This window comes from Mesorhizobium sp. KR1-2, assembly GCF_040045035.1.
GTDB lineage: Bacteria > Pseudomonadota > Alphaproteobacteria > Rhizobiales > Rhizobiaceae > Pseudaminobacter.
This window is the reverse complement of record NZ_JBDZDS010000012.1, coordinates 1-23978: the sequence shown is the minus strand read 5'-3', so window position 1 is coordinate 23978 and position 23978 is coordinate 1. Positions and strand designations below refer to the sequence as shown.

The following is a 23978-nucleotide window of genomic DNA, read 5'->3' as shown; positions in this document are numbered from 1 at the left end:
CGCGTTTTAAGGAGATCATGACATGGCACGCGTAAAGAGAGGCGTTACCGCCCACGCCAAGCACAAGAAGGTCCTGAAAGCCGCCAAGGGCTTCTACGGCCGTCGCAAGAACACCATCCGCATCGCCAAGCAGGCGGTCGAGAAGTCGCTGCAGTACGCCTATCGCGACCGCAAGAACCGGAAGCGCAATTTCCGCGCCCTCTGGGTCCAGCGCATCAACGCCGCTGTGCGCGAGCACGGCCTGACCTATGGCCGCTTCATCGACGGTCTCAACAAGGCCGGCATCGAGATCGATCGCAAGGTTCTGTCCGACATGGCCATCCATGAGCCGCAGGCGTTCGCCGCGCTCGTCGGCAAGGCCAAGGTCGCTCTGGAGTACCTGAAGAACACCACGCCGAACGCTTTTGAAAGCGCAGTCGCTTAAAGACCAGCGCTTCCCAAGCTTTCGATATTCAGATTTGGGAAACCCGCGCTGGCAGGGCTGGCGCGGGTTTTTCTTATGACCGAAAGTCAACCGAATATGGGATGGTCAACAAAAGTTGACCATCCGCCAATGCGAACAGGTTCCGTCATGAACGCAAGCAACCACGATCTAGGATTGCTCGAAGCCTCTCTCCTCGCTGAAATCGCCGCGGCCTCCGACGAGCAGGCCATCGAGGCCGTGCGTGTGGCGGCTCTGGGCAAGAAGGGCTCGATCTCCGAAAAGCTGAAGACGCTCGGCGCGATGAGCCCGGAAGAGCGCCAGACCATGGGGCCCGTCATCAACGGCCTGAAGAACCGCGTTACCGAGGCGCTGACCGCCCGTAAGAGCGAGCTGAAGGACGCCGCGATCGCCGCGCGCCTTGCCGCCGAGAAGGTCGACGTCACGCTGCCCGTTCGCCAGTCGCCGGCCGAGCGCGGCCGCATTCATCCCATCAGCCAGGTCATCGACGAGATCGCCGCGATCTTCGGCGACCTCGGCTTCTCGATCGCCGAAGGCCCGGACGTCGAGACCGACTACTACAACTTCACCGCGCTGAATTTCCCGGAAGGCCATCCGGCGCGCGAGATGCACGACACCTTCTTCTTCAATCCGGATGAGAAGGGCGAGCGCAAGGTGCTGCGCACGCACACCTCGCCGGTGCAGATCCGCACCATGGAGACGCAGAAGCCGCCGATCCGCATCGTCATCCCCGGCAAGACCTACCGCCAGGATTCGGACGCCACCCACTCGCCGATGTTCCATCAGGTCGAGGGACTGGTCATCGACAAGACGGCGAATGTCGCCAACATGAAGTGGGTGCTGGAGGAGTTCTGCAAGGCGTTCTTCGAGGTGCCGTCGGTAAAGATGCGCTTCCGTCCGAGCTTCTTTCCGTTCACGGAACCGAGCCTGGAAGTCGACATCCAGTGCGACCGCTCGCGGCCGGGCGAAGTGCGCTTCGGCGAGGGCAACGACTGGATGGAGATCCTCGGCTGCGGCATGGTGCACCCGAATGTGCTGCGCGCCGGCGGGCTCGACCCCGACGAATACCAAGGCTTTGCCTGGGGCATGGGCATCGACCGCATCGCCATGCTGAAATACGGCATGCCGGACCTGCGCGCCTTCTTCGACGCCGATGTGCGCTGGCTTGCCCATTACGGATTCCGTCCGCTCGACATGCCGACTTTGTTCGGCGGACTGAGCAACTGATCGAGCGGCAAGGGATAGAAAAATGAAGTTCACACTCTCCTGGCTGAAGGACCATCTCGAGACCGACGCGACGCTCGAAGAGATCGTCGAGCGTCTGACCTCGATCGGCCTCGAAGTCGAAGCCGTCGACGACAAGGCGGCGCTAAAGCCCTTCGTCATCGCCAAGGTGCTGACGGCCGCGCGCCACCCCGACGCCGACAAGCTGCAGGTGCTCTCGGTCGACACCGGCGCGGGTGCGCCCATCCAGGTCGTCTGCGGTGCGCCGAATGCACGCGCCGGCCTGATCGGCGCCTTCGCGGCCCCCGGCACCTATGTGCCCGGCATCGATGTCACCTTGTCGATCGGCAAGATCCGCGGCGTCGAGAGCCACGGCATGATGTGCTCCGAGCGCGAACTTGAGCTGTCGGATGAGCACAACGGTATCATCGAGCTGCCTGAGGATGCGCCGGTCGGCACGTCCTATGCGGCCTACGCCAAGCTCGACGATCCGCTGATCGAGATCAACCTGACGCCGAACCGGCCCGACGCGACCTCGGTCTATGGCATTGCCCGCGATCTCGCTGCTTCCGGCCTTGGCAAGCTGAAGGACGGCGCGGTGGCCGCCGTTGCCGGCAAGGGCGAGACGCCGGTGAAGCTAACCATCGAGGCGCCGGAACTCTGCCCTGGCTTCGCGCTTCGCCTCGTTCGCGGCGTGAAGAACGGCCCGTCGCCCAAGTGGATGCAGCAGCGGCTTATCGCTATCGGCCTGCGCCCCATCAACGCGCTGGTCGACATCACCAACTACATGACCTTCGACCGCGGCCGGCCGCTGCATGTGTTCGACGCCAAGAAGGTCGCCGGCAATCTGACCGTGCGCCGCGCCAGGGATGGTGAGAAGGTGCTGGCGCTCGACGGCCGCGAATATGAGCTGACGTCCGAGATGTGCGTGATCGCCGATGCCGAAGGCGTCGAGTCGATCGCCGGCATCATGGGCGGCGAGCATTCGGGCTGCGACGAGAACACCACCGACGTGCTGATCGAGTCCGCTCTGTGGGCGCCGCTCAACGTCGCCCGCACCGGCCGTCATCTCGGCATCATCACGGATGCGCGCTACCGCTTCGAGCGCGGCGTGGATCCCGAATTCATGGTCCCCGGTCTGGAGCTTGCCACCCGCATGGTGCTCGACCTCTGCGGCGGCGAGCCGACGGAGGCTGAGGTCGTCGGCTATGCCAGCCACAAGCCGAAGATCGTGTCTTTCCCCCTGTCCGAGGTGAAGCGCCTGACCGGCATCGAGGTTCCCAAGGACGAAAGCCTGTCGATCCTCACCCGGCTCGGCTTCAAGCCGCTCGGCAATGGCGATGTGGTCGATGTCGAGGTGCCGTCCTGGCGTCCGGATGTCGACGGCAAGGCCGACCTGGTGGAAGAGGTCATGCGCATCCATGGCGTCGACGAGATCGCGCCGCAGCCGCTCGGCAGCCACGATGCGGTCAACGGCAAGATCCTCACCACGCTGCAGATCCGCAGCCGTTCGACCCGGCGCGCGCTTGCCGTGCGCGGCATGATGGAGGCCGTCACCTGGTCGTTCATCTCGGCCAAGCAGGCCGAGTTGTTCGGCGGCGGCAAGCCGGAGCTGAAGCTCGCCAACCCCATTGCGGCAGACATGTCCGACATGCGCCCCTCGCTGCTGCCGGGCCTGCTGACGGCCGCGCAGCGCAATGCCGATCGCGGGCTTGGCGATGTCGCGCTGTTCGAGGTTTCGGGCACCTATGAGGGCGACACGCCCGAGGCCCAGCGTCGCGTTGCCGCCGGCGTTCGCCGCGGCACCGCCAAGCTGGACGGCGCTGGCCGCAGCTGGGCGGGCAATGCCGGTTCGGTCGGCGTGTTCGACGCCAAGGCCGACGCGCTTGCGGCACTTGAGGCCGCCGGTGCTCCCGTGGACAGGCTGCAGATCGAGGCGGGTGCGCCCTCGTGGTACCATCCGGGCCGCTCGGGTGTGATAAAACTCGGGCCCAAGACCGTGCTCGGCACTTTTGGCGAGTTCCACCCGAGGACGCTGGAAGCGCTCGACGTTTCCGGCCCGGTGGCCGGCTTCGAAGTGTTCATCGACGCCATCCCCGAGCCGAAGGCCAAGCCCACCCGCACCAAGCCGAAGCTCGAGCTTTCGGCCTTCCAGGCGGTAAAGCGCGATTTCGCCTTCGTGGTCGACAAGTCGGTGGAGGCCGGTACGCTGACGCGTGCGGCGGCCGGCGCCGACAAGAAGCTGATCACCGGCGTTTCGGTCTTCGACGTGTTCGAGGGCGCTTCGCTCGGCGAGGGCAAGAAGTCGATCGCCATCGAGGTTTCGATCCAGCCAGTCGAGCGCACGCTCACCGACGAGGATTTCGAAGCCCTGGCCGGCAAGATCGTCGAGAACGTCAAGAAGCAGACCGGCGGCGTCCTGCGCAGCTAAAACCGCCCCGCCCTAGCGATTGGTCTGCGCCATGGCGGCTTCGCCATAGCGCGCCCCGGCAATCTGGTCCGGCGTGATCAGGTTGCCGATTTCGGCAAGTTCGGCCGAGGCCAGCACGATGCCGGCGGCGGCGACGTTCTGCTCCAGATTGCCGACCTTGCGCGAGCCGGGGATCGGCACGATGAAATCGCCCTGTGCGAGCACCCATGCCAGCGCCAGTTGCGCCGCGCTGACGCCCTTGCCGGCGGCAAGCTTTTCCAGCCGGGCCACCGCCGCCAAATTCCTTTCGATGTTCTCGGCCTCGAAGCGCGGCAGGCCGCGGCGGAAGTCGCTTTCGCCAAGCTGGTCCGCCGACTTTATCGCTCCCGCCAGAAAGCCGCGCCCCAGCGGGCTGAACGGCACGAAGCCGACGCCGAACTCCCGGCACACCGCCAGCATCCCCGCTTCGGGATCGCGGGCCCAAAGCGAATACTCGCTCTGCACGGCGGCGATGGGATGCACGGCGTGCGCCTTGCGCAGCGTGGCGACGCTGACCTCCGACAGGCCGATCGCCCGCACCTTGCCCTCGCGCACCAGCTCGGCCATCTCGCCCACCGTCTCCTCGATCGGCACGTCGGGATCGACGCGGTGCTGATAGAAGAGGTCGATCACCTCGATGCCGAGCCGTTTCAATGACCCCTCCGCGACCGCGCGCGCATGGCCGGGCTTGCTGTTGAGGCCGGGCATCTGCTTGGGTCCCTCCGGCGTCTCGACCACGTTGAAGCCGAACTTGGTGGCGATGTTCACCTTGTCCCGCAGCGGCCGCAGCCCCTTGCCGACGAGGATTTCATTGTTGAAGGGGCCATAGACCTCCGCCGTATCAAAGAAATTCACCCCGAGTTCGACGGCCCGGTGAAGCGTCCTGATCGCCTCGCCCTCGTCCTGACCGCCATAACCATAGCCATGGCTCATCGACATGCAGCCGAGCCCCACGGGAAAGACGGTGAGTTCGGTTCCAAGCTTGCGTGCGTTCATATGGCCATTTCCTTGTCGTAGCGTGCCGGCTGGCGAACGCCCGGTGACGAGGGTGCGCCTGCCACGACCTTGGCACAACCGGCCTTTTCGGGCAAACCTTGGTGTCGTCACGATCTGGAGGGGATGGCACGATGTTTCGCTGGGGTGTTCTTTCGACGGCCAAGATCGCGCGCGACCAGGTTCTGCCGGCGATCGCAGATGCCGACAACGGCGTGGTCGCGGCCATTGCCAGTCGCGATGCGGGCAAGGCCCGTGCGCTCGCCGACCGTTTCGGCGCGCCGCATGCCTTCGGCTCCTACGAGGAGCTTCTGGCTTCCGATGCGGTGGACGGCGTTTATATTCCGCTGCCCACCTCGCAGCATGTCGAATGGGCGGCGAAAGCGGCCGAGGCGGGAAAGCATGTTCTGGTGGAAAAGCCGCTGGCGCTGAAGGCCGAGGACATCGCCCCGCTGATCGAAATCCGCGACCGGAAAAAGGTGCTGATCAGCGAAGCCTTCATGGTGTCCTACCACCCGCAGTGGATCAAGGTGCGCGAGCTGATCGCCGACGGCGCCATTGGCCGGCTGCGTCATGTCCAGGGCGCCTTCAGCTATTTCAACGTCGACCCCGGCAACATGCGCAACCAGCTTTCGCTGGGCGGCGGCGCGCTGCCCGACATCGGCGTCTATCCGACGGTGACGACGCGGCTGGTCACGGCCAGGGAGCCTTTGCGCATCCAAGCAACCATCGAGCGCGACAAGACCTTCGGCACCGACATCTATTCCTCGGTCAAGGCCGATTTCGGCGATTTCGATCTGAGTTTCTATTGCTCCACCCAGATGGCGCTGCGCCAGTTCATGGTCTTTCACGGCGAGATGGGCTTCATCGAGGTGCATGCCCCCTTCAACGCCGGTGACTATGACCACCACCGCGTCGAGCTTCACAATCAGAAGCGCATGGAGGCGACCGTGTTCCGCTTCCCCGGCACGCGCCAATACCGGCTGCAGGTCGAGGCTTTCGCCCGTGCCGCGCAAGGCAGCGGCGAGCCGGTGTTTTCGCTGGAGGATTCGATCCTGAACCAGAGGGTCATCGACGCGATCTTCCGCGCCGGCGAACGCGACGGCTGGGAACCGGTCTGATCACCAATAGACGCCGCCGCGCAGGATCCGGATGCGCGGGCCATCCCGCGGCGGGTTGAGCGGCGCCGCGCAGGCCGGGGCGTCGTTCGCTGTCTCTACCGCGAACAGGGCCGGAAAACTGCCCGGTCCGCCGAAATAACGGCCGCTCGAAGGCTTGATATGCGGAACGCTCGGGGCTCGCATCCGGGGCGGCGCACCGTCGAAGGGGATGAAAGGCACATCGCTGGTGGCATTGGTCGCCTTCAGCGCCATCAGCCGGGCGATGCGGTCCTCGGTTCTGGGGTGCGAACGCAGCACCGAAGGGTCGGGGATGCGCCCGCTCGGGAAGAAGAGGTTCTCCCAGCGCCGGCCTTGCGCCGTTTCGAGCTTTGTCAGCGCCGAGGCCAGCCCGTCGGGGTCGCCGGTCAGCATGGTGGCCCCCAGATCCGCGTCGAACTCGCGGGTGCGCGACAACGCCATCTGCAGGAGCCCGCCGATAGTGGGGGCGGCAAGCAGAACGAGCACGCCGAGCCAGGGTATCGGGTGGCCCGCGCCGCCGAAGAACCCGCCGATGTTGAGGAACAGCGAAAACAGCCCGACCGTCGACATCACCGAGGTGAAGCGCGATACCATGTCGGCAAAGGCCATCACCTTCACGTCCTCATTGGCGATATGGCTCATCTCGTGGGCCAGCACGCCGGCAAGCTCGCGCGCCGACAGGTTGCGTGCCAGGGCCTCGGTGATCGCAATGGCCGAATCCTCGCGCTGCCCGACCGCGAAGGCGTTCATCATCCGCGAAGGGATGACGTGCAGCCTCGGGACGCGCGGCAGGCCCGCACGGCGCGACAATTCGGCGACGATGCGCAGGCCCGTCGGAAATGTCTCGGGCGACACGGGTTTGGCCTTGTACATGGCAAGCACCATCTGCGGGCTGACCCGGCGGATCGCCGCCATGGAGACCACGCCGAAGATGAGTGCGAAGATCATGCCCGACGGCCCTCCGAAGGCCCAGGCGGTGATCGCCAGCAGGAACAGCGCGGCGGCTCCCAGCATCCAGGTGTGCAGCATATTGGCCATGCGCTTGCGGCGCTGCGCGAACAGATCGATCGTATAATCGCGGTTCATATGGAAAATATGGTGCGGCCTGCGGATTTGCCCAATGCTTTGCAAGCCGCTTCGTCGGCGCTTGCGCAGTCTGATACCTGTTCTTATATACGCCCATGATCGCCGGAACCGCCGCAGTCGCAGGCTGTCGGGCGAAATTTCTTGTGAACCAAGGGGCTGCCGTCGGAACGCCTGATGGGTCCTGGCAGCTTGCTAAGTGGAGAGAACGAAATGGCAAAAGTAATTGGTATCGACCTCGGAACGACGAATTCCTGCGTCGCCGTCATGGATGGCAAGGACGCCAAGGTCATTGAAAACGCGGAAGGCGCGCGCACGACCCCTTCCATTGTCGCCTTCACCGACAGCGACGAGCGACTCGTCGGCCAGCCGGCCAAGCGCCAGGCGGTGACGAATCCCGAAAACACCATTTTTGCGGTCAAGCGCCTGATCGGCCGCCGCTATGACGACCCGATCACCGAGAAGGACAAGAAGCTTGTCCCGTACCACATCGTGCGCGGCGACAATGGCGACGCCTGGGTCGAAGGCGGCGGCAAGAAGTGGTCGCCTTCGCAGATTTCGGCGATGATCCTGCAGAAGATGAAGGAAACGGCGGAAGCCTATCTCGGCGAGAAGGTCGAGAAGGCGGTCATCACCGTTCCGGCCTATTTCAACGATGCCCAGCGCCAGGCCACCAAAGACGCCGGCCGCATCGCCGGTCTCGAGGTGCTGCGCATCATCAACGAGCCGACCGCTGCCGCGCTGGCCTACGGCCTCGACAAGCGCGAGGGCAAGACCATCGCCGTCTATGACCTTGGCGGCGGCACCTTCGATATTTCCGTGCTGGAAATCGGCGACGGCGTATTCGAGGTGAAGTCGACCAATGGCGACACCTTCCTCGGCGGCGAGGACTTCGACATGCGCCTGGTCGAATATCTGGCCGACGAGTTCAAGAAGGAGCAGGGCATCGACCTGCGCGGCGACAAGCTGGCCCTCCAGCGCCTCAAGGAGGCTGCGGAAAAGGCCAAGATCGAGCTGTCCTCGGCCTCGCAGACGGAAATCAACCTGCCCTTCATCACGGCCGATCAGACCGGCCCCAAGCACCTGACCATGAAGCTCACGCGGGCCAAGTTCGAGAGCCTCGTGGAGGATCTCGTGCAGCGCACCATCGAGCCCTGCAAGGCCGCCCTCAAGGATGCCGGCCTGAAGGCCGCCGAGATCGACGAGGTGGTCCTGGTCGGCGGCATGACCCGCATGCCGAAGGTGCAGGAAGTCGTGAAGCAGTTCTTCGGCAAGGAGCCGCACAAGGGCGTCAACCCGGATGAGGTCGTCGCCATCGGCGCGGCCATCCAGGCCGGCGTTCTGCAGGGCGACGTCAAGGACGTGCTGCTGCTCGACGTGACCCCGCTGTCGCTGGGCATCGAGACGCTGGGCGGCGTGTTCACGCGCCTCATCGAGCGCAACACCACGATCCCGACCAAGAAGAGCCAGACCTTCTCGACCGCCGAGGATTCGCAGTCCGCCGTGACCATCCGCGTCTTCCAGGGCGAGCGCGAAATGGCAGCCGACAACAAGATGCTCGGCCAGTTCGACCTGGTCGGCATCCCGCCGGCGCCGCGCGGCGTGCCGCAGATCGAGGTCACCTTCGACATCGACGCCAACGGCATCGTCAACGTCTCGGCCAAGGACAAGGGCACCGGCAAGGAGCACCAGATCCGCATCCAGGCTTCGGGCGGCCTCAGCGACACCGACATCGAGAAGATGGTCAAGGACGCCGAGGCCAATGCCGAGGCCGACAAGAAGCGCCGCGCGCTGGTCGAGGCCCGCAACCAGGCCGAGGCCCTGGCGCATTCGTCGGAGAAGTCGCTCAAGGACTACGGCGACAAGGTTTCGGAGGCCGACCGCACCGCGATTTCGGACGCGATCGCCGCTCTGAAGACGGCCGCCGAAGGCGACGACGTCGAGGCTATCAACGCCAAGAGCCAGGCGCTTGCCGAAGTGTCGATGAAGCTCGGCCAGGCCATGTACGAGGCTTCGCAGAAGGAAGCGGCCGAGTCTGACGCCGCCGCCGATGCGGCCAAGGACGGCGCCGATGTCGTCGACGCTGATTTCGAGGAAATCAACGAAGACGACGACAAGAAGAAGTCCGCCTGATGGGCGCGACCCAAGTCTGACAAAGGGGCCCGGCGCGGTTTCGCCGGGCCTTTTTGCAACTGAACCGAAAAATCCACGCTGCGAAGCACTGTAACTCTGGTATCGGCGCGCAAGGCTTACTAAATCGGAATCTCAGCGCCGAAGATGACGGACGAAACGATGCATCAAGACATTGACCATCCGGGTCGCGGAAGAAGATGAAAGCGGATTTCTACGAAACGCTGGGCGTCGACAGGGGCGCGGACGAGAAGGAGCTGAAGAGCGCCTTTCGCAAGCTGGCGATGCAGTTCCACCCCGATCGCAATCCGGGTGATGATGCCTGCGAGCACAAGTTCAAGGAAATCAACGAGGCCTATGAGTGCCTGAAGGACCCGCAGAAGCGCGCGGCCTATGATCGTTTCGGCCACGCCGCCTTCGAGAACGGCGGCATGGGCGGCGGAAACGGATTCGCGAACGGCTTCGGCGCTGGCGGTTTCTCCGACATCTTCGAAGACATCTTCGGCGAGATGATGGGCGGCGGCCGCCGTCGCTCCTCTGGCGGTCGCGAGCGCGGCGCCGATCTGCGCTACAACATGGAAATCACGCTCGAGGAGGCCTTTTCGGGCAAGACCGCGCAGATCCACGTGCCGGCCTCCGTCTCGTGCACCGAATGCTCCGGCTCGGGCGCCAAGCCCGGCACGCAGCCGGTCACCTGCTCCATGTGTTCCGGCTCCGGCCGCGTGCGCGCGAGCCAGGGCTTCTTCTCCATCGAGCGCACCTGTCCGCAGTGCCAGGGCCGCGGCACCATGATCAAGGATCCGTGCGGCAAGTGCGCCGGCCAGGGCCGTGTCACCGAGGAGCGCTCGCTGTCGGTCAACATTCCTGCCGGCATCGAGGACGGCACGCGCATCAGGCTTGCCAATGAGGGCGAGGCTGGCCTGCGCGGCGGCCCTCCGGGCGACCTCTACATCTTCCTGTCGGTCAAGCCGCACGAGTTCTTCCAGCGCGACGGCGCCGACCTCTACTGCAAGGTGCCGATCTCGATGACCACCGCCGCCCTCGGCGGGTCCTTCGAGGTGGCGACGCTCGACGGCACGCAGACGCGGGTGAAGGTGCCGGAAGGCACCCAGAACGGCCGCCAGTTCCGCCTCAAGGGCAAGGGCATGCCGGTGCTGCGCCAGTCCACCGTGGGCGATCTCTACATCCAGACGGTGGTCGAGACGCCGCAGAGCCTCACCAAGCGCCAGCGCGAGCTCCTTGAGGAGTTCGAGCAGCTGTCGTCGAAGGAGAACAGCCCGCAGTCGAGCGGATTTTTCGCGCGCATGAAGGATTTCTTCGAATCCTTCGGAGAATGATGAAACACGCGCTGTTGGTTTCGTGACGAGGGACCCTATTTTGCCTTGCGTCGGCAATGTCGCTGACGCTACGTAAGGCGCTGCGGGGGCGAATCGCAGGAGACGACGCCGATGGCAAGTGGTTCTAGTTTGCGCAAATCGCTCGCAATCAAGTTCGACGACGAGTTGCGCTTCTTCAAGGGATGGATGGACAGGCCGAAGGCTGTCGGCGCCATTATCCCGACGAGTTCCATTACGGCCCGGCGCATGGCTTCTGTGGTCAATTCGGCCTCAGGCCTGCCGGTTCTCGAGCTGGGGCCGGGTACCGGCGTCGTTACCCGCGCCATCCTGGCGCGGGGCGTGGCTCCGGAAAAGCTTTACGCCGTGGAATATTCCCGGGAGTTCGTGGAGCATATGTGCCACGCCTTTCCGGGCGTGAACGTCATCCAGGGCGATGCCTTCAACCTCGATCGCACGCTTGGCGAGCATGCAGGCCTGAAATTCGACTGCGCCATTTCCGCGGTGCCGCTGCTCAACTTCCCGACCAGCAAGCGGGTGGAATACATCAACGGTCTGCTCGACCGCTTGCCCGTTGGCCGGCCGGTCATCCAGATCACCTACGGGCCGCTTTCGCCGGTGCCCGCGCGCCGCGGCGAATATACGGTCGAGCATTTCGACTTCGTCATCCGCAATATCCCGCCGGCCCAGCTCTGGGTCTACCGGCGCGTGGGCAGGGCCTAGGTCGAGGCGGGCGGTTGATTCGGTCACCGGTTCGCCTATACCCGGGAGCGAACAGGAGATGCCGATGACCGCCCGAATCCTCGTCTTTGCCGGATCGATCCGCACAGGTGCCTTTAGCGGCAAGACCGCCGACGCCGCCGAGCGCGAGCTAGCGCTGCAAGGCGCCGAAGTCACCCGCATCTCGCTGGCCGACTATCCGCTGCCGATCATGGATCAGGACCTGGAAAAGGAAAAAGGCATCCCCGAGAACGTCTTCAAGCTAGGGCATCAGATCGCGGCGCATGACGGCTTCCTCATCGCCAGCCCCGAATACAATTCCTCGATCCCGCCGCTGCTCAAGAACGCCATCGATTGGGTCAGCCGCATCCACAAGGAGGGCGGCAAGCCCTTCCACCCTTATGCCGGCAAGGTGGCGGCGCTTTGCTCCTCCTCCGACGGCGGTTTCGGCGGCGCGCGCGGGCTCTATCACCTGCGCTCGGTGCTGATGAACTGCCAGGTCGAAATCATAACGCCGCAATGCTCGGTGTCGCGCGCCAGTGAGGCATTCGACGAATACGGGCAGTTCAGGGACGAGCAACTGCGCAAAAGAATGGAACTCGTCGCCCGCACCTTGATAGAGCGCGCAAGCCTGCTCTCGACGCGGGTGGAGGTCTGATCATGGCGGTGAATATGCGCGATCGCCTGATCGTCGGCCTCGACGTGCCCACGGTGAAGGAAGCGGAGACCGTGGTGCGCGAGCTCGACGGTGTCGCCTCCTTCTACAAGATCGGCTACCAGCTAGCCTTCGCCGGGGGGCTCGATTTCGCCCGCGAGCTGGCGAGCGGGGGCACCAAGGTGTTCCTCGACATGAAGCTGCTCGACATCGACAACACGGTCGCCAAGGGCGTGGAGAACATCGTCAAGATGGGCGTTTCCATGCTGACGCTGCACGCCTATCCCAAGGCGATGCGCGCGGCGGTCGAGGCCGCCAAGGGAAGCGATCTCTGCCTGCTCGCCGTCACGGTGCTGACTTCCATGGATGCGCAGGACATGATCGACGCTGGCTATGAATACGACCCGCACACGCTGGTGCTGCGCCGGGCCGAACAGGCGCTTGCCGCCGGCATGGGCGGCATCGTCTGCTCGGCGGCCGAGGCGGGCGCGGTGCGCAAGATCGTCGGTCCGGAGCTTGCGGTGGTGACGCCCGGCATCCGCCCCGCCGGCGCCGAGCGCGGCGACCAGAAGCGGGTGGTGACGCCGGCCGACGCCATGCGCAACGGCTCCAGCCACCTCGTCGTGGCCAGGCCCATCGTCGGCGCGGTTGACAGGCGGGCTGCCGCGCAGGCTATTCTCGCCGAGATGGCGGCCGCCTGACCCGCATCCGGCACGAAGCCCGGAGCGGGTGGCCCGCAAACATTGCCCGGAGTGGAGGAAAAGGCTGATGGCGAAGGGATACTGGATCGCTCGTGTCGATGTGCGCGACCCGGAGGGATACAAGGGCTACGTGGCCACGGCCAAGCCGGCATTCGAGCGCTTCGGGGCCAATTTCCTCGCCCGCGGCGGCTCTCATGAGGTGGTCGAGGGCCCGGGCCGCGCCCGCAACGTGGTGATCGAGTTTCCTTCGCTGCAGGCCGCCCGCGACTGCTACAATTCGGCCGAATACCAGGCCGCCAAGGCCATCCGCCAGAAAATCGCCGACGGCGAGATCGTGCTGGTCGAAGGCGCCTGACGCGCCGATCGTTCAGGGCGCCGGTCGCGAACCGGCGCCGAAACCGGGCCCATGCGGGACGGCGCGGCCGCTTTCTACGAATCGGCGCGTTCCCGACACCTTTTTTTCAATGTTTCGCACCAAAATAGACGCATATTTTGGGCAGTGAGAGATATTGCGCTGCAGCAATTCTCGGTTAATTCTGCTGCACGGCGATACGGGCTTTCGACCGGCTCTGTTCTGCGGCCGGATAAGGTTTTCGATGTTCTATCAATTCTATGAAATGAATCACGCCGCGCTGCAGCCGGCTCGGGCCTATGCCGACGCGGTGAAGCTGTTCTGCTCGAACCCGCTCAATCCGTTGTCCTCCACGCCATGGGGGCGCTCCATCGCCGCCGCGGCCGAGTTGTTCGAGCGCACCACGCGCCGCTACGGCAAGCCGGCGTTCGGGCTGCCGCAGACGACGGTCGACGGCAATCTCGTGGCGGTGGAGGAGAAGGTCGTGTGGTCGCGACCCTTCTGCAACCTTCTGCATTTCGGGCGGGATCTTCCCGCCGGCCGCCGCCCGGACCCGAAGCTTCTGATCGTGGCGCCGATGTCGGGGCACTACGCCACCCTGCTGCGCGGCACGGTGGAGGCGATGCTGCCGCATGCCGAGGTCTACATCACCGACTGGACCGATGCGCGCATGGTGCCGGTTTCGGAAGGCAAGTTCGATCTCGACGACTATGTCGACTACGTCATCGACATGCTGCATGCGCTGGGGCCGGATACGCATGTCGTGGCCGTCTGTCAGCCATCGGTACCGGTGCTGGCGGCCGTGGCGGTCATGGAAGCGCGCGGCGATCGCTTCGCGCCGTCGAGCATGACCCTGATGGGCGGTCCTATCGACACCAGGCGCAACCCCACCGCGGTCAACCTGCTGGCCGAGGAGAAGGGCATCGACTGGTTCCGCGACCATGTCATCATGCAGGTTCCGTGGCCCGCGCCCGGTTTTTCGCGCGATGTCTATCCGGGCTTCCTGCAGCTTTCCGGCTTCATGGGCATGAACCTCGACCGGCATCTCATCGCCCACAAGGACTTCTTCATGCATCTGGTGAAGAACGACGGCGACGGGGCCGACAAGCACCGCGACTTCTACGACGAATATCTGGCGGTGATGGACCTGACGGCCGAGTTCTATCTGCAGACCGTGGACACTGTCTTCGTGCGCCATCTGCTGCCCAAGGGCCAGATGCGGCACCGCGACATGCTGGTCGATCCGGGCGTCATTCGCAATGTGGCGCTGCTGACGGTCGAGGGCGAGAAGGACGACATTTCCGGTCTCGGCCAGACCGAGGCCGCGCACGATCTGTGCGTCAGCATTCCGCAAAGCATGCGCCAGCACTATGTGCAGCCGTCGGTGGGACACTATGGCGTGTTCAACGGCTCGCGCTTCCGTGCCGAGATCGCGCCGCGCATCGTCGATTTCATCGCCCGCCACGGGCGCCAGAGCCGCGCGCGCCCGCAGCCGCGACTAGTGCGGACGAGCAAGGCCTAGGCATGATCCCGAAAAGTTGCAGACTTTTCGGACAAGATCATGCTCCAGAAACAAAAGCTTGGAGCGAGTGAGCGCGGAAAAGCCATCTCGCTCGACGCCACGATTGCCCGGCCGGTGCCGCAAGGTAAGGCGTCGGCGGCACCTGTTGCAGAATCGTCGCGTTCCGTTGCCGGCGTTAACCATCCCCGTAAACTGTCATCGGCAATAATTGACATCGCTCGCACCCCGCTCTTAACGTTTTGTTAACAATCATGAGTAGGCGGGGCCGGGGGTATGAACTCCTTTCCGAAAGCGTTGCGCACGCTTGGGCGTGCAGCTTTTCTGTGCGGACTGATGGCCGGCGCCCCCGCCTTGGCGGCTGCGCCCATGGCCACCGGCGGCCTGACCTCGCAGCCCATCGGTCATTACGATTTCTGCCAGGCAAACCCGGACGAATGCAGCATCCGGCCGCAGGACCAGGCCCCGGTGCGCATGTCCGGCGCACTGTGGAAACTGCTCGTCTCGGTCAATGTCGGCGTCAACCAGGCCGTCAAGCCGATGAGCGACCTCGAGAACTACGGCAAGGAAGAGTTCTGGGCCTATCCCGACAACGGCTTCGGCGACTGTGAGGACTATGTGCTCGAAAAGCGCCGCGCGCTGATGCGCAAGGGCATTTCGCTGGCCGATCTGCTGATCACGGTGGTGCGCAAGCCGGACGGCGAGGGCCACGCCGTGCTGACCGTCCGCACCGACAGGGGCGACTTCATCCTCGACAACCTGACCGACGCCGTGCGGCCGTGGGACGAGACCGGCTATCGCTTCCTGAAGCGGCAGGCGAGTAACCACACCGGCCACTGGGTGATTATCCGCGAAGGCCAGGCCCCGCTGGTCGGTGCTGTGAAGTAACCGGCCGGACGGCTGGGGGTGTCTTTAACACCCGCAGGCAGTCATTCACCGACGGGCCTCTTTTGCTTGGACCGGCGCTAGAGGCAGAATTTCTGCTTGATCAGTTCAGCGCATTCCAGAGGCGAGGCGGCGCTTGTATCGACCTCGAGGTCGTAAACCATGTCCCTATGGACGCGATCGAATTGCCATCGCGCCAGTCCGATGAGGCGGTCCTCGCGCTCCCGTTCCCGGGCCTCCAGGACTTCAAGCGGGGCGAAAACGCCGACGATGAAAAATTCGAAGCGAGAGAGAAGATTCTCATATTCCCGTCTTGCCTCGCCCAGCAGAACATCATCCACGATCAGATCGTTTCCCTGTTCCGCCATGGCGGCGATGGCGTGTCGCATTCCACGCAGCGCGCGCTCGCCGACAGGTCCGGTCTTTATGACGACCAACTGCTTCCCGTCTTCCACTACGGTTTCGTAGGCAAAGCCTTCAGGATGCTCCTGATAGGCCTCGGGAAGCATTTCCATGAAGGTATCCATCTGCACGTGCAGAAAGGGCTCTGCCGTCATGGCCTGGAGCGCCTTCGCGATGGAGGTCTTGCCCGCACTGCCAACTCCATTGAGGAGAACTATCCGGGCAGACCTGTTCACGCGCGTCTCCACAAACAACCGATACCGCAGACCTCTAGCCTAGGCGGCCGCCACCAGCACGATACGTAGCGGCCGCTCCGTCCCGGTCCTGAACGCCCCCAGAGGCGGTGGGTAACCGTCGGCATCCTCACTCCGCTTGTCCCTACGCCGCCTGGGCAATCCTCTCGCCCGCCACCCGATAGGAAATCGCTTCCGCAAGATGGATGCGGCCGACGGTGTCGCTGCCGTCGAGATCGGCGAGCGTGCGCGCGACCTTCAGCACCCGGTGATAGGCGCGCGCCGAGAAGCCGAGCTTTTCGCTGGCGTCGCGCAGCAGCGACAGGCCGGCGGCGTCGGGCGCGGCGATTTCCTCGATGAGCGCGGTGGCGCAGTGCGCATTGGTCTGCCCGGTCATGACGCCTTTGCGTGCGAAGCGCTCCTGCTGGATCGAGCGCGCCATGGCCACCCGCGCCGCCACGGCAGCGCTCGTCTCAGCCGCGCCCGGCCGGATCAGGTCGCTGGCCGAAACCGCCGGCACCTCGATGCGCAGGTCGATGCGGTCGAGCAGCGGCCCCGAAATGCGCGCCTGGTAGTCGGCCTGGCAGCGGACCCCGCGCGCGCAGCGATAGCCGGGCTCGCCGGCCATGCCGCACCGGCACGGGTTCATCGCCGCCACCAGCTGGATGCGGGCGGGATAGGCGACGCGGTGGTTGGCGCGCGCGATCACGCATTCGCCGGTCTCGATCGGCTGGCGCAGCGAATCCAGCACCTGTGGCGTGAATTCGGGCAATTCGTCGAGGAACAGCACGCCGTTGTGGGCGAGCGAGACTTCGCCGGGCTTTACCCGCAAGCCGCCGCCGACCATGGCCGCCATGGAGGCCGAATGATGCGGCGCGCGGAACGGCCGCCGGTCGGTCAGCTTGCCGCCCGCCAGCTCGCCGGCGATCGAGGCGATCATCGACACCTCCAGCAGCTCCTTCGGTGCCAGCGGCGGCAGGACGGAGGGCAGGCGCTGCGCCAGCATGGATTTGCCCGAGCCGGGCGGCCCGACCATCAGTATGGTATGTCACATTAATTTCATGACTCTGGCGGAGCCTGTCGGGAAGGTCAAACAGACTGCTTGTCGGAGGTGATCGGCCCCGCGTCCGGCTGCCGCCGTCGTATAGAGGCGATCCTTCCCCGTAGCTATCCTTCGCCGCAGCCCAGTCCTTTCTCGGCATCATCGGCCGGCATCCTGGGATTTCGGGCTCTTCGTTCGGGATAGGGCGCCAAGCCGTTCGACAGGCAGAGGATCGAATACAGCTCATCGGCATCTTGAGACGACCCAGCATGTTCCTTGGCGAACCAGGTCAAGTCTGCGGCGATGGCAGAGCTGGGTTTGCAGCTCCAGCCTTGACGGGCCCTGAATGCTTCTGAACTCCTCCGACGTTAAAGCCATGCCTGCCCTCTTCCATGCAATGGCGCCGATTTTGATGTTCCGGAGCAATATCCCACGATAGGTGGTGGACGATACCGTTTGCTCGGCAGGACCGACCGCGCGTTTAGCCCCGTTGCGCCGATTTTCCCGTGACCTGATACACATGGCGGGGCAAAAGCAGCGCTCTACGGGCATCGCAAACGCGCAATATTATTGCGTGACCACCAAATCCCTCTCGAATCCGGGTATTTTGCAAGGCCGCCTCATCGGAGGCAGTCGGCCCCGTGTCGCGCTTTGGGGCATAAACCGACAGTCCTTCGGCTGCCTTGTCGACCGAGCTCGGCATCGCGAATTTGCTCAGGTGACGGCATGGTTTGGTTCGAAGTCCAGACACGCCGATTGCCTACGCCTCACACGCTGCTTTTCGCTTCTGGATCGCGCGACGGGAAGATCGTCGCCCGATCGTTTCGCTTGCGGAATCATTGTACCTGGACGTTGACGCTCGCCTGACCTGCCCACAGCATTAAAGATGCCCATCATCGGTCCAGCAAGACCTCGGGCGTTTTTGTAACGAGAGGTATCCAGAGTGCATAGTGCCGCTGCCATCGTCAAACGCCGAAAGGCCCCGCGCGCGTGACCGCGCGGCTGGATAGCAATCCAGCCAAATCTCGCGAACCCTCTCGCCTAAATGCAATTGTTGACATCGCGGACGCACGCGAAGACCGGGCGCGCCGCTACGACGCCTCGAACGGCATGGCGACGTTCCTGTCCCGCTATGGAGAAGCGCAGGAACTCGCCCAGAGAGCAGCCGAGGCAGAAACTCGAAAAGCGTGCCGCAAAAGGACCGTTCCCAATTCCACACCCGGTCCGCTGTTCGAGACCAGAGCCGAGCGCCTCCGGCGCGAAGACGGCGAAGATCAGGTCCGGCATTTTGCTGAAGTTCATGCCTATGAACGTGCCGCTGTGAAGGAACGCCTGAGGAACGGGTTCCGGCATCATTTCCCGATGGAAGTCGGCGGACGTCATCGTGAACCCTTCACGGAAGCTGGACTGCGCTCCGAGACGCTCAAATCGGTTGCAGGCCGCTATTTCGTGTCGTGCGTGCCGAGGCGCGGGCGGCTACGGGGTTCCATGGACAAGGCCACGCTGGCCATCCAAGCGCGCTCGAAACTCCTGTCGCTCGACTACCCGTGGATCGAAGCGAACAAGCAGATGCTGAGTGTCATCCGGATCGATTGCGACCGGATATTTGCCAGCCCCGAACACTGTCTTGCCGAGCTTCGTGAGCTTGTCGGGCATAAAATGAGGTCCACAACGACGAGAAAGAGACCGCGTCCTTTCTCCGTCAAAACATACTCGCGATATGCGGAGCCGTCCGACGCGGGCGCAGTTTCCAGAATGCCTCTTTCGGTCAGGTCGCGCAGACGGGTTGGCCGTACGTGTGTTCGTTGGGAGCGGCTTTCAGCGCCGCTGCTTTGCTCATACTGGCGGCAACATCCAGGATTGGACAGCGATGGACGAGTTCCGCGTAAGGTCGCGCATAGCACCGACGCTCGCTTCGGCCCTTTTCAGCAACCGGATTTTCTTACCCAATGGCGTCACGGGGCGGAAATCCCAGGCGACTTGGATGATGAAGAACTCTGTCTTCCTATTACGAGGGCGATAATCAGGAAGGCGGTAGCCAACACAAGGGGCGACGCGGGCGATATAGAGTCAGTCATCCAGAAGGCACTGCTCGGCCATTCCAACACGGCGACAACATTCCAGTACCTTAGCGAAGGTGCAGTAAGAGCGCTCCTGAATAATCAAATCAGGGATTTCTTAAATGCCTGGGAAGGAGTTGCGGTCGTCGGCATTGAGAGCGCGGCTCGCGAGCTCGGAGTGCCAGATGCAGAACTGTTTCGGCGCGCGCAGCTCGGACTGGAAAACGGGCTAGAGTTCGCGGCTGTTAAGGTTGCATGCAGCGAAATGACTAAAGACGACGGCCGCAGTTTTGGCTTGCTCGATGCGGCGAAGAGTTTTTCTCCGTCGGAAAAAAACATGGTGTCGCTCGATCTAGCTCGCCGGGCCTTGCGAAGGCAGTTCGACACAATGGCGAATCTAAACCCTTCCCGGTTCATGCGCGTCTGGATGCCATGGATGGCGATTGTTGAAGGATATTGCGAACGATTGGAAACCAGCCGGTTTCGGCTCCGATTCAGAGATTGCTGCAAAGATGTGCAGAGGCGGCTTGAAGCAGGAGAGCTAGGGTTGCCAGTGCTTTGGTGAACATTCTGCACAAGTCCGATGCCGTCACGCTCTCTCTCCACGATGAGATCATGGATGGGCTAACTAAGCCGGCCTACTTGGTAGAAGGGGAGTTGCGCGATAGCGCGTGGGTTATCAGAACTGCCGACCCCACAACCCACATCAATGCGAAGGTCACATTCAATTTTGATCAAGTGGTCAGCCCTTGGCCAAATGTCCGTTCGCTTCTCGATCCAGAGTTCGAGTCGGACCTCATTACGCTTAAGCTGATGATATATTATTCACTCCGCCCCAAACCTCTTGGCTGGAATAAATCGGCAGTCGCGGCCAAGGACACTTTCAGAAGACACCTGGCGTTCATACGCTGGCGGATAGACCGGGGTGTCAGGTCAAACGCCGATTTGTCCTCGGCTTGGTTCAATGAGTTCCACACGTCCATGCAAGCGGGGGCTAGAAAAGGTCTTCTGCAGTTGGTCCCACGCGTGCAGAAGGTCATCGAGGCTATACAAGTCGGACAACTCGTCCTTGAAAAAAATCAACGCGGGGACGTCGCTGGAGAGAAATTCGTTCGCCTCGGCGCGACGAAGAGCTGCAGACGACCAAGATTGATTGCATCGAGAATGACAGTGCTTCAAACAGTTGGCTTAACTGTCTGATTGTCAAAAATCTAGATCGAGTGGACCGCGTCCCTGTTCCGAAATCAGTGGTGCGAGCGGTTTCTGTTGTTAAGCGGATTCGCGCACTGGGTCAAAAACCCGGAGACTTTCTTTACGCCTTTGCGTGTCCGGTACGGAACACGCCGGTCAAGTTCGATCTCGGCGCAAATCTTGATATGGTGAGGGACTATCTAGGAGTTCCGCTAATGAGCGACGGAAGCTCGTGGCATTTCACTCCTCACCAATTTAGAAAATTTTTCGGCGTTACTTACCACTGGCGCTGGGCGTTTCCCAATTTGACGGCTCTGACGTTTCAATATCGCCATTTCAATCCCGATACGACGCGACGCTACATCGAGATGAAGGCTGCCGAAGCTCTTCGTATGCAAGATGAGAAGTTAGCCAAGGCGTCCAGGGCGCGCGACATCGAACGAAGGGCAGACCTCGACGGCAGCCAAAAAACCTTTGTTTCCTGGGTCATAAGCGAGACGCTCTTGGGACACAAACTGGGCGGTTCGCTCGGCCGTCGAATAATGCAACAGATCGAAGAGCTTAAACAGATGTTTCTTCCGGAAATACAGGTAACCCAAGATGCAGCGATTGGGGGCTTTGGCGAGATTCTGGAGATTCTAACGGAAAAGACGGTTCTTCGACCGCATCCAGAGGGCCATAGTCTCTGCGGATGCGGAGCGGGTTCGGAAGACACCTCAATATCGAAATGTCTTGATTTGAAGCTCAGATTGACGGGCGCTCCGACTTCCGGAGCCTCTGGCCCCGATTTCGAGTTCGCCGACGATGAGGGCTGCTTGGCCTGTCCCCTTCGGGCCTCCCTCGCGTCGATGGCACCTTACTGGGAAAATGCGATCAGGGACGTGGAGAAAGCCCTAGTCGGGGCTTCAGATGAGATGGCGTACGCAATCCAACAGCGGAAATCGTTGATCGAAAACTACGCATAGGGAGATTCAGAATGACACTTGCCCAACACCTTCTTGATTTGAAGCTCAGACTGACGGGCGCTCCGACTTCCGGGGCCTCTGGCCCCAATTTCGCGTTCGTGGACGATAAAGGCTGCTTGGTCTGCCCTCATCAGGCTTCTGGGCGGGAATATTTCCTTGCTTCAGCTCGTATTCTCCCGACGTGACCACCGATTCTGCCAGGGTTAAGCTGGTCCTGTGAGTGAGTATCTTCATGTCGGTGAAGGCCTGCCCCAGATAGTGGGGCGGGCCTTTTTTTCTCACTGGCGCTTGTCCAAAATTTGCCGCCTTCGCTGTCTCCGGCCATTACGCTGTTCAAAATGACGCTTTGGCTAAGTCGAATGCGCGCCGTCAGGCTTTTCCCTCGAACTGCCCTCCTCAAATCGGGCTTCACCCAAGAGAAGCATGGTGGAACTCCTGAATTGATCTGCGCAGTTCAATAATGAACTCTTGCATGCTGCGAGAGTAATTCTCGTTTCCGGGGGGGGGCAAAATTTTGCATCTACTCACCAAAGAAAGGGACCAGCCATGAAAAAGCTCCTCCTCGCCTCAGTAACTCTTCTCGCCATTGCCGGCTTCGCCGCTGACGGTGCCATTGCCGGCAACAAAGATCATGGCAGCCAAACTGGCGGCTCGAACAACGGCAACGGCAACGGCAACGGCAACACCGGTTCTAACAACGGTAACAACAACGGTAACAACAATACCGGTTCGAATAACGGAAATACCAACGGCAATAACAATACCGGCTCCAACAACGGGAACGGAAACGGAACCCATAACTCCGGCTCGAACAACGGAAATGGAAATGGGAACAACAACTCCGGCTCCAATAACGGCGGCGGCAACGGCAACAACAACTCAGGCTCGAACAATGGCAACAACAATGGCAACGGGAACACGATCCCGGTTACCGGCGGCGGAGGCCATCATCACCACAAGTCCCACAAATCAACTTGGTAAGGCATGATCCGCGTTAATGCCTAAGCCATCGCACTCAGGAACGAGTCGGCCCGTCGCTTATTGAAGCGACGGGTTTTACTCTACCCGCGTTTCGGAAAGGGATGCGCCATGCCACATCATCCTTCGTCAGAGCACCATCACAATGCTGCGGCACACCACGCGGCGGCAGCTCACCATCATCGCAGCGCCGCGCATGAGCATGAACAGGGCCGACACGAGGAAGCGCGCCAACACTCCCAGGCAGCACACGAGCATAGCGAGCAGGCTCACCGGCACACGAGTGAAGCCCACAAGCAGTCTAGCAAATAGCACACGGGTCAAGCCCGCTCCGGTTCGCCGGGGCTGGCTTCTTTTCATTAGGGCCGATGCTCCCTTCGTACCGGTACGGGGCCAGTCCGCGTCGACTGCCAGTTCTGGCGTTCCCAAAGGTGATGATCCAGTGCTCTCGTCAATTCGGCTTCGTCGGTCATTCCGTCTTGAAACTGGTTCATGAGATAGCGAGCAGCCTCACGGTCGACTCCAGGCTCGCTCTTTGACGAACCGAAGCCAGCTTTGGCAAGCACGCGCTGGATCATCGCGAGATCGTGCGAAGTAAGGTATTGATGACTGGTGGGCATGGGCTCCTCCGTCGGGCACACTTGGTCCCCCGAGTTCGGCATTGCCGTCCGTTGCCGACAAAGCCAGCATGCACCTGGAGACGAGCGGGGTCCAGAGCGTCACTCCATACCCTGCACGAAGGCGGCCGGTCGCCCGTGGTGGGCTTTCATTCCGTATGGAACCTCGGCTGGAGCGCCCCGTGTGGTGGCCGACACGCCTTGCGATGACCACGGCGACAAGACGCTGAGCCCCAGTCCCGACCCGAGCAACATCAGGATCAGCGTGGTAGCGCCGGCCGCGAGTGCGCCCGCAATGATTGGACCCCATGGGACAGCGGACGCCGAGGATTCGCTTGCACCCGAGACCGGCGTGATGACTTCACCGGAGGAAACACTAGGCGACATCCTCGCCTCCTATCGTACGAACAACAGGATGAGGATGATGATCGGGATTGGAATGCCGAGAAGCCAGAGAAGAATGGCGCGACCCATGATGAGCCTCCTCCAATGCCAAGGGCCCAGCGGCCCGTTGGAGATTAACTTCAACAAGCAACAAAGGGTCCTGTGCCAGAGCCCCACAGATCAGCAGGGAAGGGCTGACAGCCATCATCGCAGCGCCGCGCATGAGCATGAGTAAGGACGTTATGAGGAGGCGTGGCAACATTCCATAGCCGCCCATGAGCACAGCGAGCAGGCTCACCGGTAGAAGCACGCCTGGGTTCGCCGGGAAGGGCGTTGCGTGGAGATGGATTTGCCGGACTGTTGATTTCCGCCAGGAACTGACCCGGGATTTCCGCCGAGAATTGACCCGCCTTTCAGGTATGTTTCGGTTCGGTGGTGGTGGTCAAGGTCCTGCTTTTCTCCTTCGTGGTTTTGGTCTCA

The 23978-nt window shown here is 62.6% G+C and carries 22 protein-coding genes and 3 pseudogenes; 16 read left to right on the top strand and 9 right to left on the bottom strand.

Features of this window, described 5'->3' with window-relative positions:
• The first annotated feature begins 22 nt into the window (after positions 1-22).
• The 3 genes from rplT to pheT all read left to right on the top strand — a co-directional run bounded on the left by rplT (position 23) and on the right by pheT (position 4097).
• Positions 23-424, top strand: a complete 402-nt coding sequence (rplT, locus tag ABLE85_RS20825; protein WP_348794627.1) for a 50S ribosomal protein L20 — start codon at positions 23-25, stop codon at positions 422-424.
• A gap of 147 nt (positions 425-571) precedes the next feature.
• Entirely contained in the window at positions 572-1669 is a 1098-nt protein-coding gene (gene pheS / locus ABLE85_RS20820) for a phenylalanine--tRNA ligase subunit alpha (protein WP_348794626.1), read from the top strand.
• Positions 1670-1691: 22 nt separating this feature from the next.
• On the top strand, positions 1692-4097 hold the full coding sequence (gene pheT, locus ABLE85_RS20815) for a phenylalanine--tRNA ligase subunit beta (protein WP_348794625.1): 2406 nt from the start codon (positions 1692-1694) through the stop codon (positions 4095-4097).
• 12 nt (positions 4098-4109) lie between these two features.
• Here pheT and ABLE85_RS20810 read toward each other — a convergent pair whose 3' ends face one another.
• Positions 4110-5111 carry an aldo/keto reductase gene (locus tag ABLE85_RS20810; RefSeq protein WP_348794624.1) on the bottom strand — a complete coding sequence of 334 codons (1002 nt, stop codon included), beginning with the start codon at positions 5109-5111 and terminating at the stop codon, positions 4110-4112.
• 131 nt (positions 5112-5242) lie between these two features.
• Here ABLE85_RS20810 and ABLE85_RS20805 point away from each other — a divergent pair, with 131 nt between their 5' ends.
• Positions 5243-6229, top strand: coding sequence for a Gfo/Idh/MocA family oxidoreductase (locus ABLE85_RS20805; RefSeq protein ID WP_348794623.1), 987 nt, complete (start codon positions 5243-5245; stop codon positions 6227-6229).
• Here the strand turns inward: ABLE85_RS20805 and ABLE85_RS20800 are convergent, their stop codons facing one another.
• Positions 6230-7333: a zinc metalloprotease HtpX gene (locus tag ABLE85_RS20800; protein WP_348794622.1), complete on the bottom strand. Its 1104-nt coding sequence runs from the start codon at positions 7331-7333 to the stop codon at positions 6230-6232. It lies immediately after the preceding gene.
• Between the two features lie 210 nt (positions 7334-7543).
• Here ABLE85_RS20800 and dnaK point away from each other — a divergent pair, with 210 nt between their 5' ends.
• The 8 genes from dnaK to ABLE85_RS20760 all read left to right on the top strand — a co-directional run bounded on the left by dnaK (position 7544) and on the right by ABLE85_RS20760 (position 15629).
• The gene (gene dnaK, locus ABLE85_RS20795) at positions 7544-9463 is read left to right on the top strand and encodes a molecular chaperone DnaK (protein ID WP_348794621.1); all 1920 of its coding nucleotides are present in this window, start codon (positions 7544-7546) and stop codon (positions 9461-9463) included.
• A gap of 197 nt (positions 9464-9660) precedes the next feature.
• Positions 9661-10797, top strand: coding sequence for a molecular chaperone DnaJ (gene dnaJ / locus ABLE85_RS20790; RefSeq protein ID WP_348794620.1), 1137 nt, complete (start codon positions 9661-9663; stop codon positions 10795-10797).
• A 111-nt stretch (positions 10798-10908) separates the two neighbouring features.
• Positions 10909-11517 carry a phospholipid N-methyltransferase PmtA gene (pmtA, locus tag ABLE85_RS20785; protein ID WP_348794619.1) on the top strand — a complete coding sequence of 203 codons (609 nt, stop codon included), beginning with the start codon at positions 10909-10911 and terminating at the stop codon, positions 11515-11517.
• A gap of 58 nt (positions 11518-11575) precedes the next feature.
• Complete coding sequence (locus ABLE85_RS20780; protein ID WP_348794618.1) at positions 11576-12172, top strand: NAD(P)H-dependent oxidoreductase; 597 nt, start codon at positions 11576-11578, stop codon at positions 12170-12172.
• A gap of 2 nt (positions 12173-12174) precedes the next feature.
• Entirely contained in the window at positions 12175-12870 is a 696-nt protein-coding gene (gene pyrF, locus ABLE85_RS20775) for an orotidine-5'-phosphate decarboxylase (RefSeq protein WP_348794617.1), read from the top strand.
• Positions 12871-12937: 67 nt separating this feature from the next.
• Positions 12938-13225 carry a DUF1330 domain-containing protein gene (locus ABLE85_RS20770; protein ID WP_348794616.1) on the top strand — a complete coding sequence of 96 codons (288 nt, stop codon included), beginning with the start codon at positions 12938-12940 and terminating at the stop codon, positions 13223-13225.
• Between the two features lie 241 nt (positions 13226-13466).
• On the top strand, positions 13467-14744 hold the full coding sequence (locus tag ABLE85_RS20765) for a polyhydroxyalkanoate depolymerase (protein WP_348794615.1): 1278 nt from the start codon (positions 13467-13469) through the stop codon (positions 14742-14744).
• A 333-nt stretch (positions 14745-15077) separates the two neighbouring features.
• Entirely contained in the window at positions 15078-15629 is a 552-nt protein-coding gene (locus tag ABLE85_RS20760; RefSeq protein ID WP_348794804.1) for a transglutaminase-like cysteine peptidase, read from the top strand.
• A 77-nt stretch (positions 15630-15706) separates the two neighbouring features.
• Here ABLE85_RS20760 and ABLE85_RS20755 read toward each other — a convergent pair whose 3' ends face one another.
• From ABLE85_RS20755 to ABLE85_RS20740, 4 genes and pseudogenes are all read right to left on the bottom strand, one after another.
• The gene (locus ABLE85_RS20755) at positions 15707-16264 is read right to left on the bottom strand and encodes an AAA family ATPase (protein ID WP_348794614.1); all 558 of its coding nucleotides are present in this window, start codon (positions 16262-16264) and stop codon (positions 15707-15709) included.
• A gap of 142 nt (positions 16265-16406) precedes the next feature.
• A pseudogene (locus tag ABLE85_RS20750) lies at positions 16407-17303 on the bottom strand (ATP-binding protein); the annotation flags it as partial.
• A 1041-nt stretch (positions 17304-18344) separates the two neighbouring features.
• Entirely contained in the window at positions 18345-18686 is a 342-nt protein-coding gene (locus tag ABLE85_RS20745) for a hypothetical protein (protein WP_348794613.1), read from the bottom strand.
• Positions 18687-18970: 284 nt separating this feature from the next.
• Positions 18971-19090, bottom strand: a pseudogene (locus tag ABLE85_RS20740) (transcriptional regulator); the annotation flags it as partial.
• A 193-nt stretch (positions 19091-19283) separates the two neighbouring features.
• On the opposite strand from ABLE85_RS20740, the gene ABLE85_RS20735 reads away from it, so the two are divergent.
• The 4 genes from ABLE85_RS20735 (at position 19284) to ABLE85_RS20720 (ending at position 22500) form a co-directional block, all read left to right on the top strand.
• On the top strand, positions 19284-19928 hold the full coding sequence (locus ABLE85_RS20735; RefSeq protein ID WP_348794612.1) for a hypothetical protein: 645 nt from the start codon (positions 19284-19286) through the stop codon (positions 19926-19928).
• Positions 19922-20563 (top strand): hypothetical protein, encoded by a 642-nt coding sequence (locus ABLE85_RS20730; protein ID WP_348794611.1) that lies wholly within the window; start codon positions 19922-19924, stop codon positions 20561-20563. Before ABLE85_RS20735 ends, ABLE85_RS20730 begins: the two co-directional genes overlap by 7 nt.
• A 206-nt stretch (positions 20564-20769) precedes the next feature.
• Positions 20770-21519 (top strand): hypothetical protein, encoded by a 750-nt coding sequence (locus ABLE85_RS20725; protein ID WP_348794610.1) that lies wholly within the window; start codon positions 20770-20772, stop codon positions 21517-21519.
• Between the two features lie 546 nt (positions 21520-22065).
• A complete protein-coding gene (locus ABLE85_RS20720; RefSeq protein WP_348794609.1) occupies positions 22066-22500 on the top strand; it encodes a hypothetical protein in 435 nt (144 codons plus the stop codon).
• Between the two features lie 126 nt (positions 22501-22626).
• On the opposite strand, the gene ABLE85_RS20715 is transcribed toward ABLE85_RS20720, so the two are convergent.
• From ABLE85_RS20715 to ABLE85_RS20705, 3 genes and pseudogenes are all read right to left on the bottom strand, one after another.
• On the bottom strand, positions 22627-22821 hold the full coding sequence (locus tag ABLE85_RS20715) for a hypothetical protein (RefSeq protein WP_348794608.1): 195 nt from the start codon (positions 22819-22821) through the stop codon (positions 22627-22629).
• Between the two features lie 35 nt (positions 22822-22856).
• On the bottom strand, positions 22857-23117 hold the full coding sequence (locus ABLE85_RS20710; RefSeq protein ID WP_348794607.1) for a hypothetical protein: 261 nt from the start codon (positions 23115-23117) through the stop codon (positions 22857-22859).
• A 198-nt stretch (positions 23118-23315) separates the two neighbouring features.
• A pseudogene (locus tag ABLE85_RS20705) lies at positions 23316-23501 on the bottom strand (hypothetical protein); the annotation flags it as partial.
• Positions 23502-23978 lie beyond the last annotated feature (477 nt).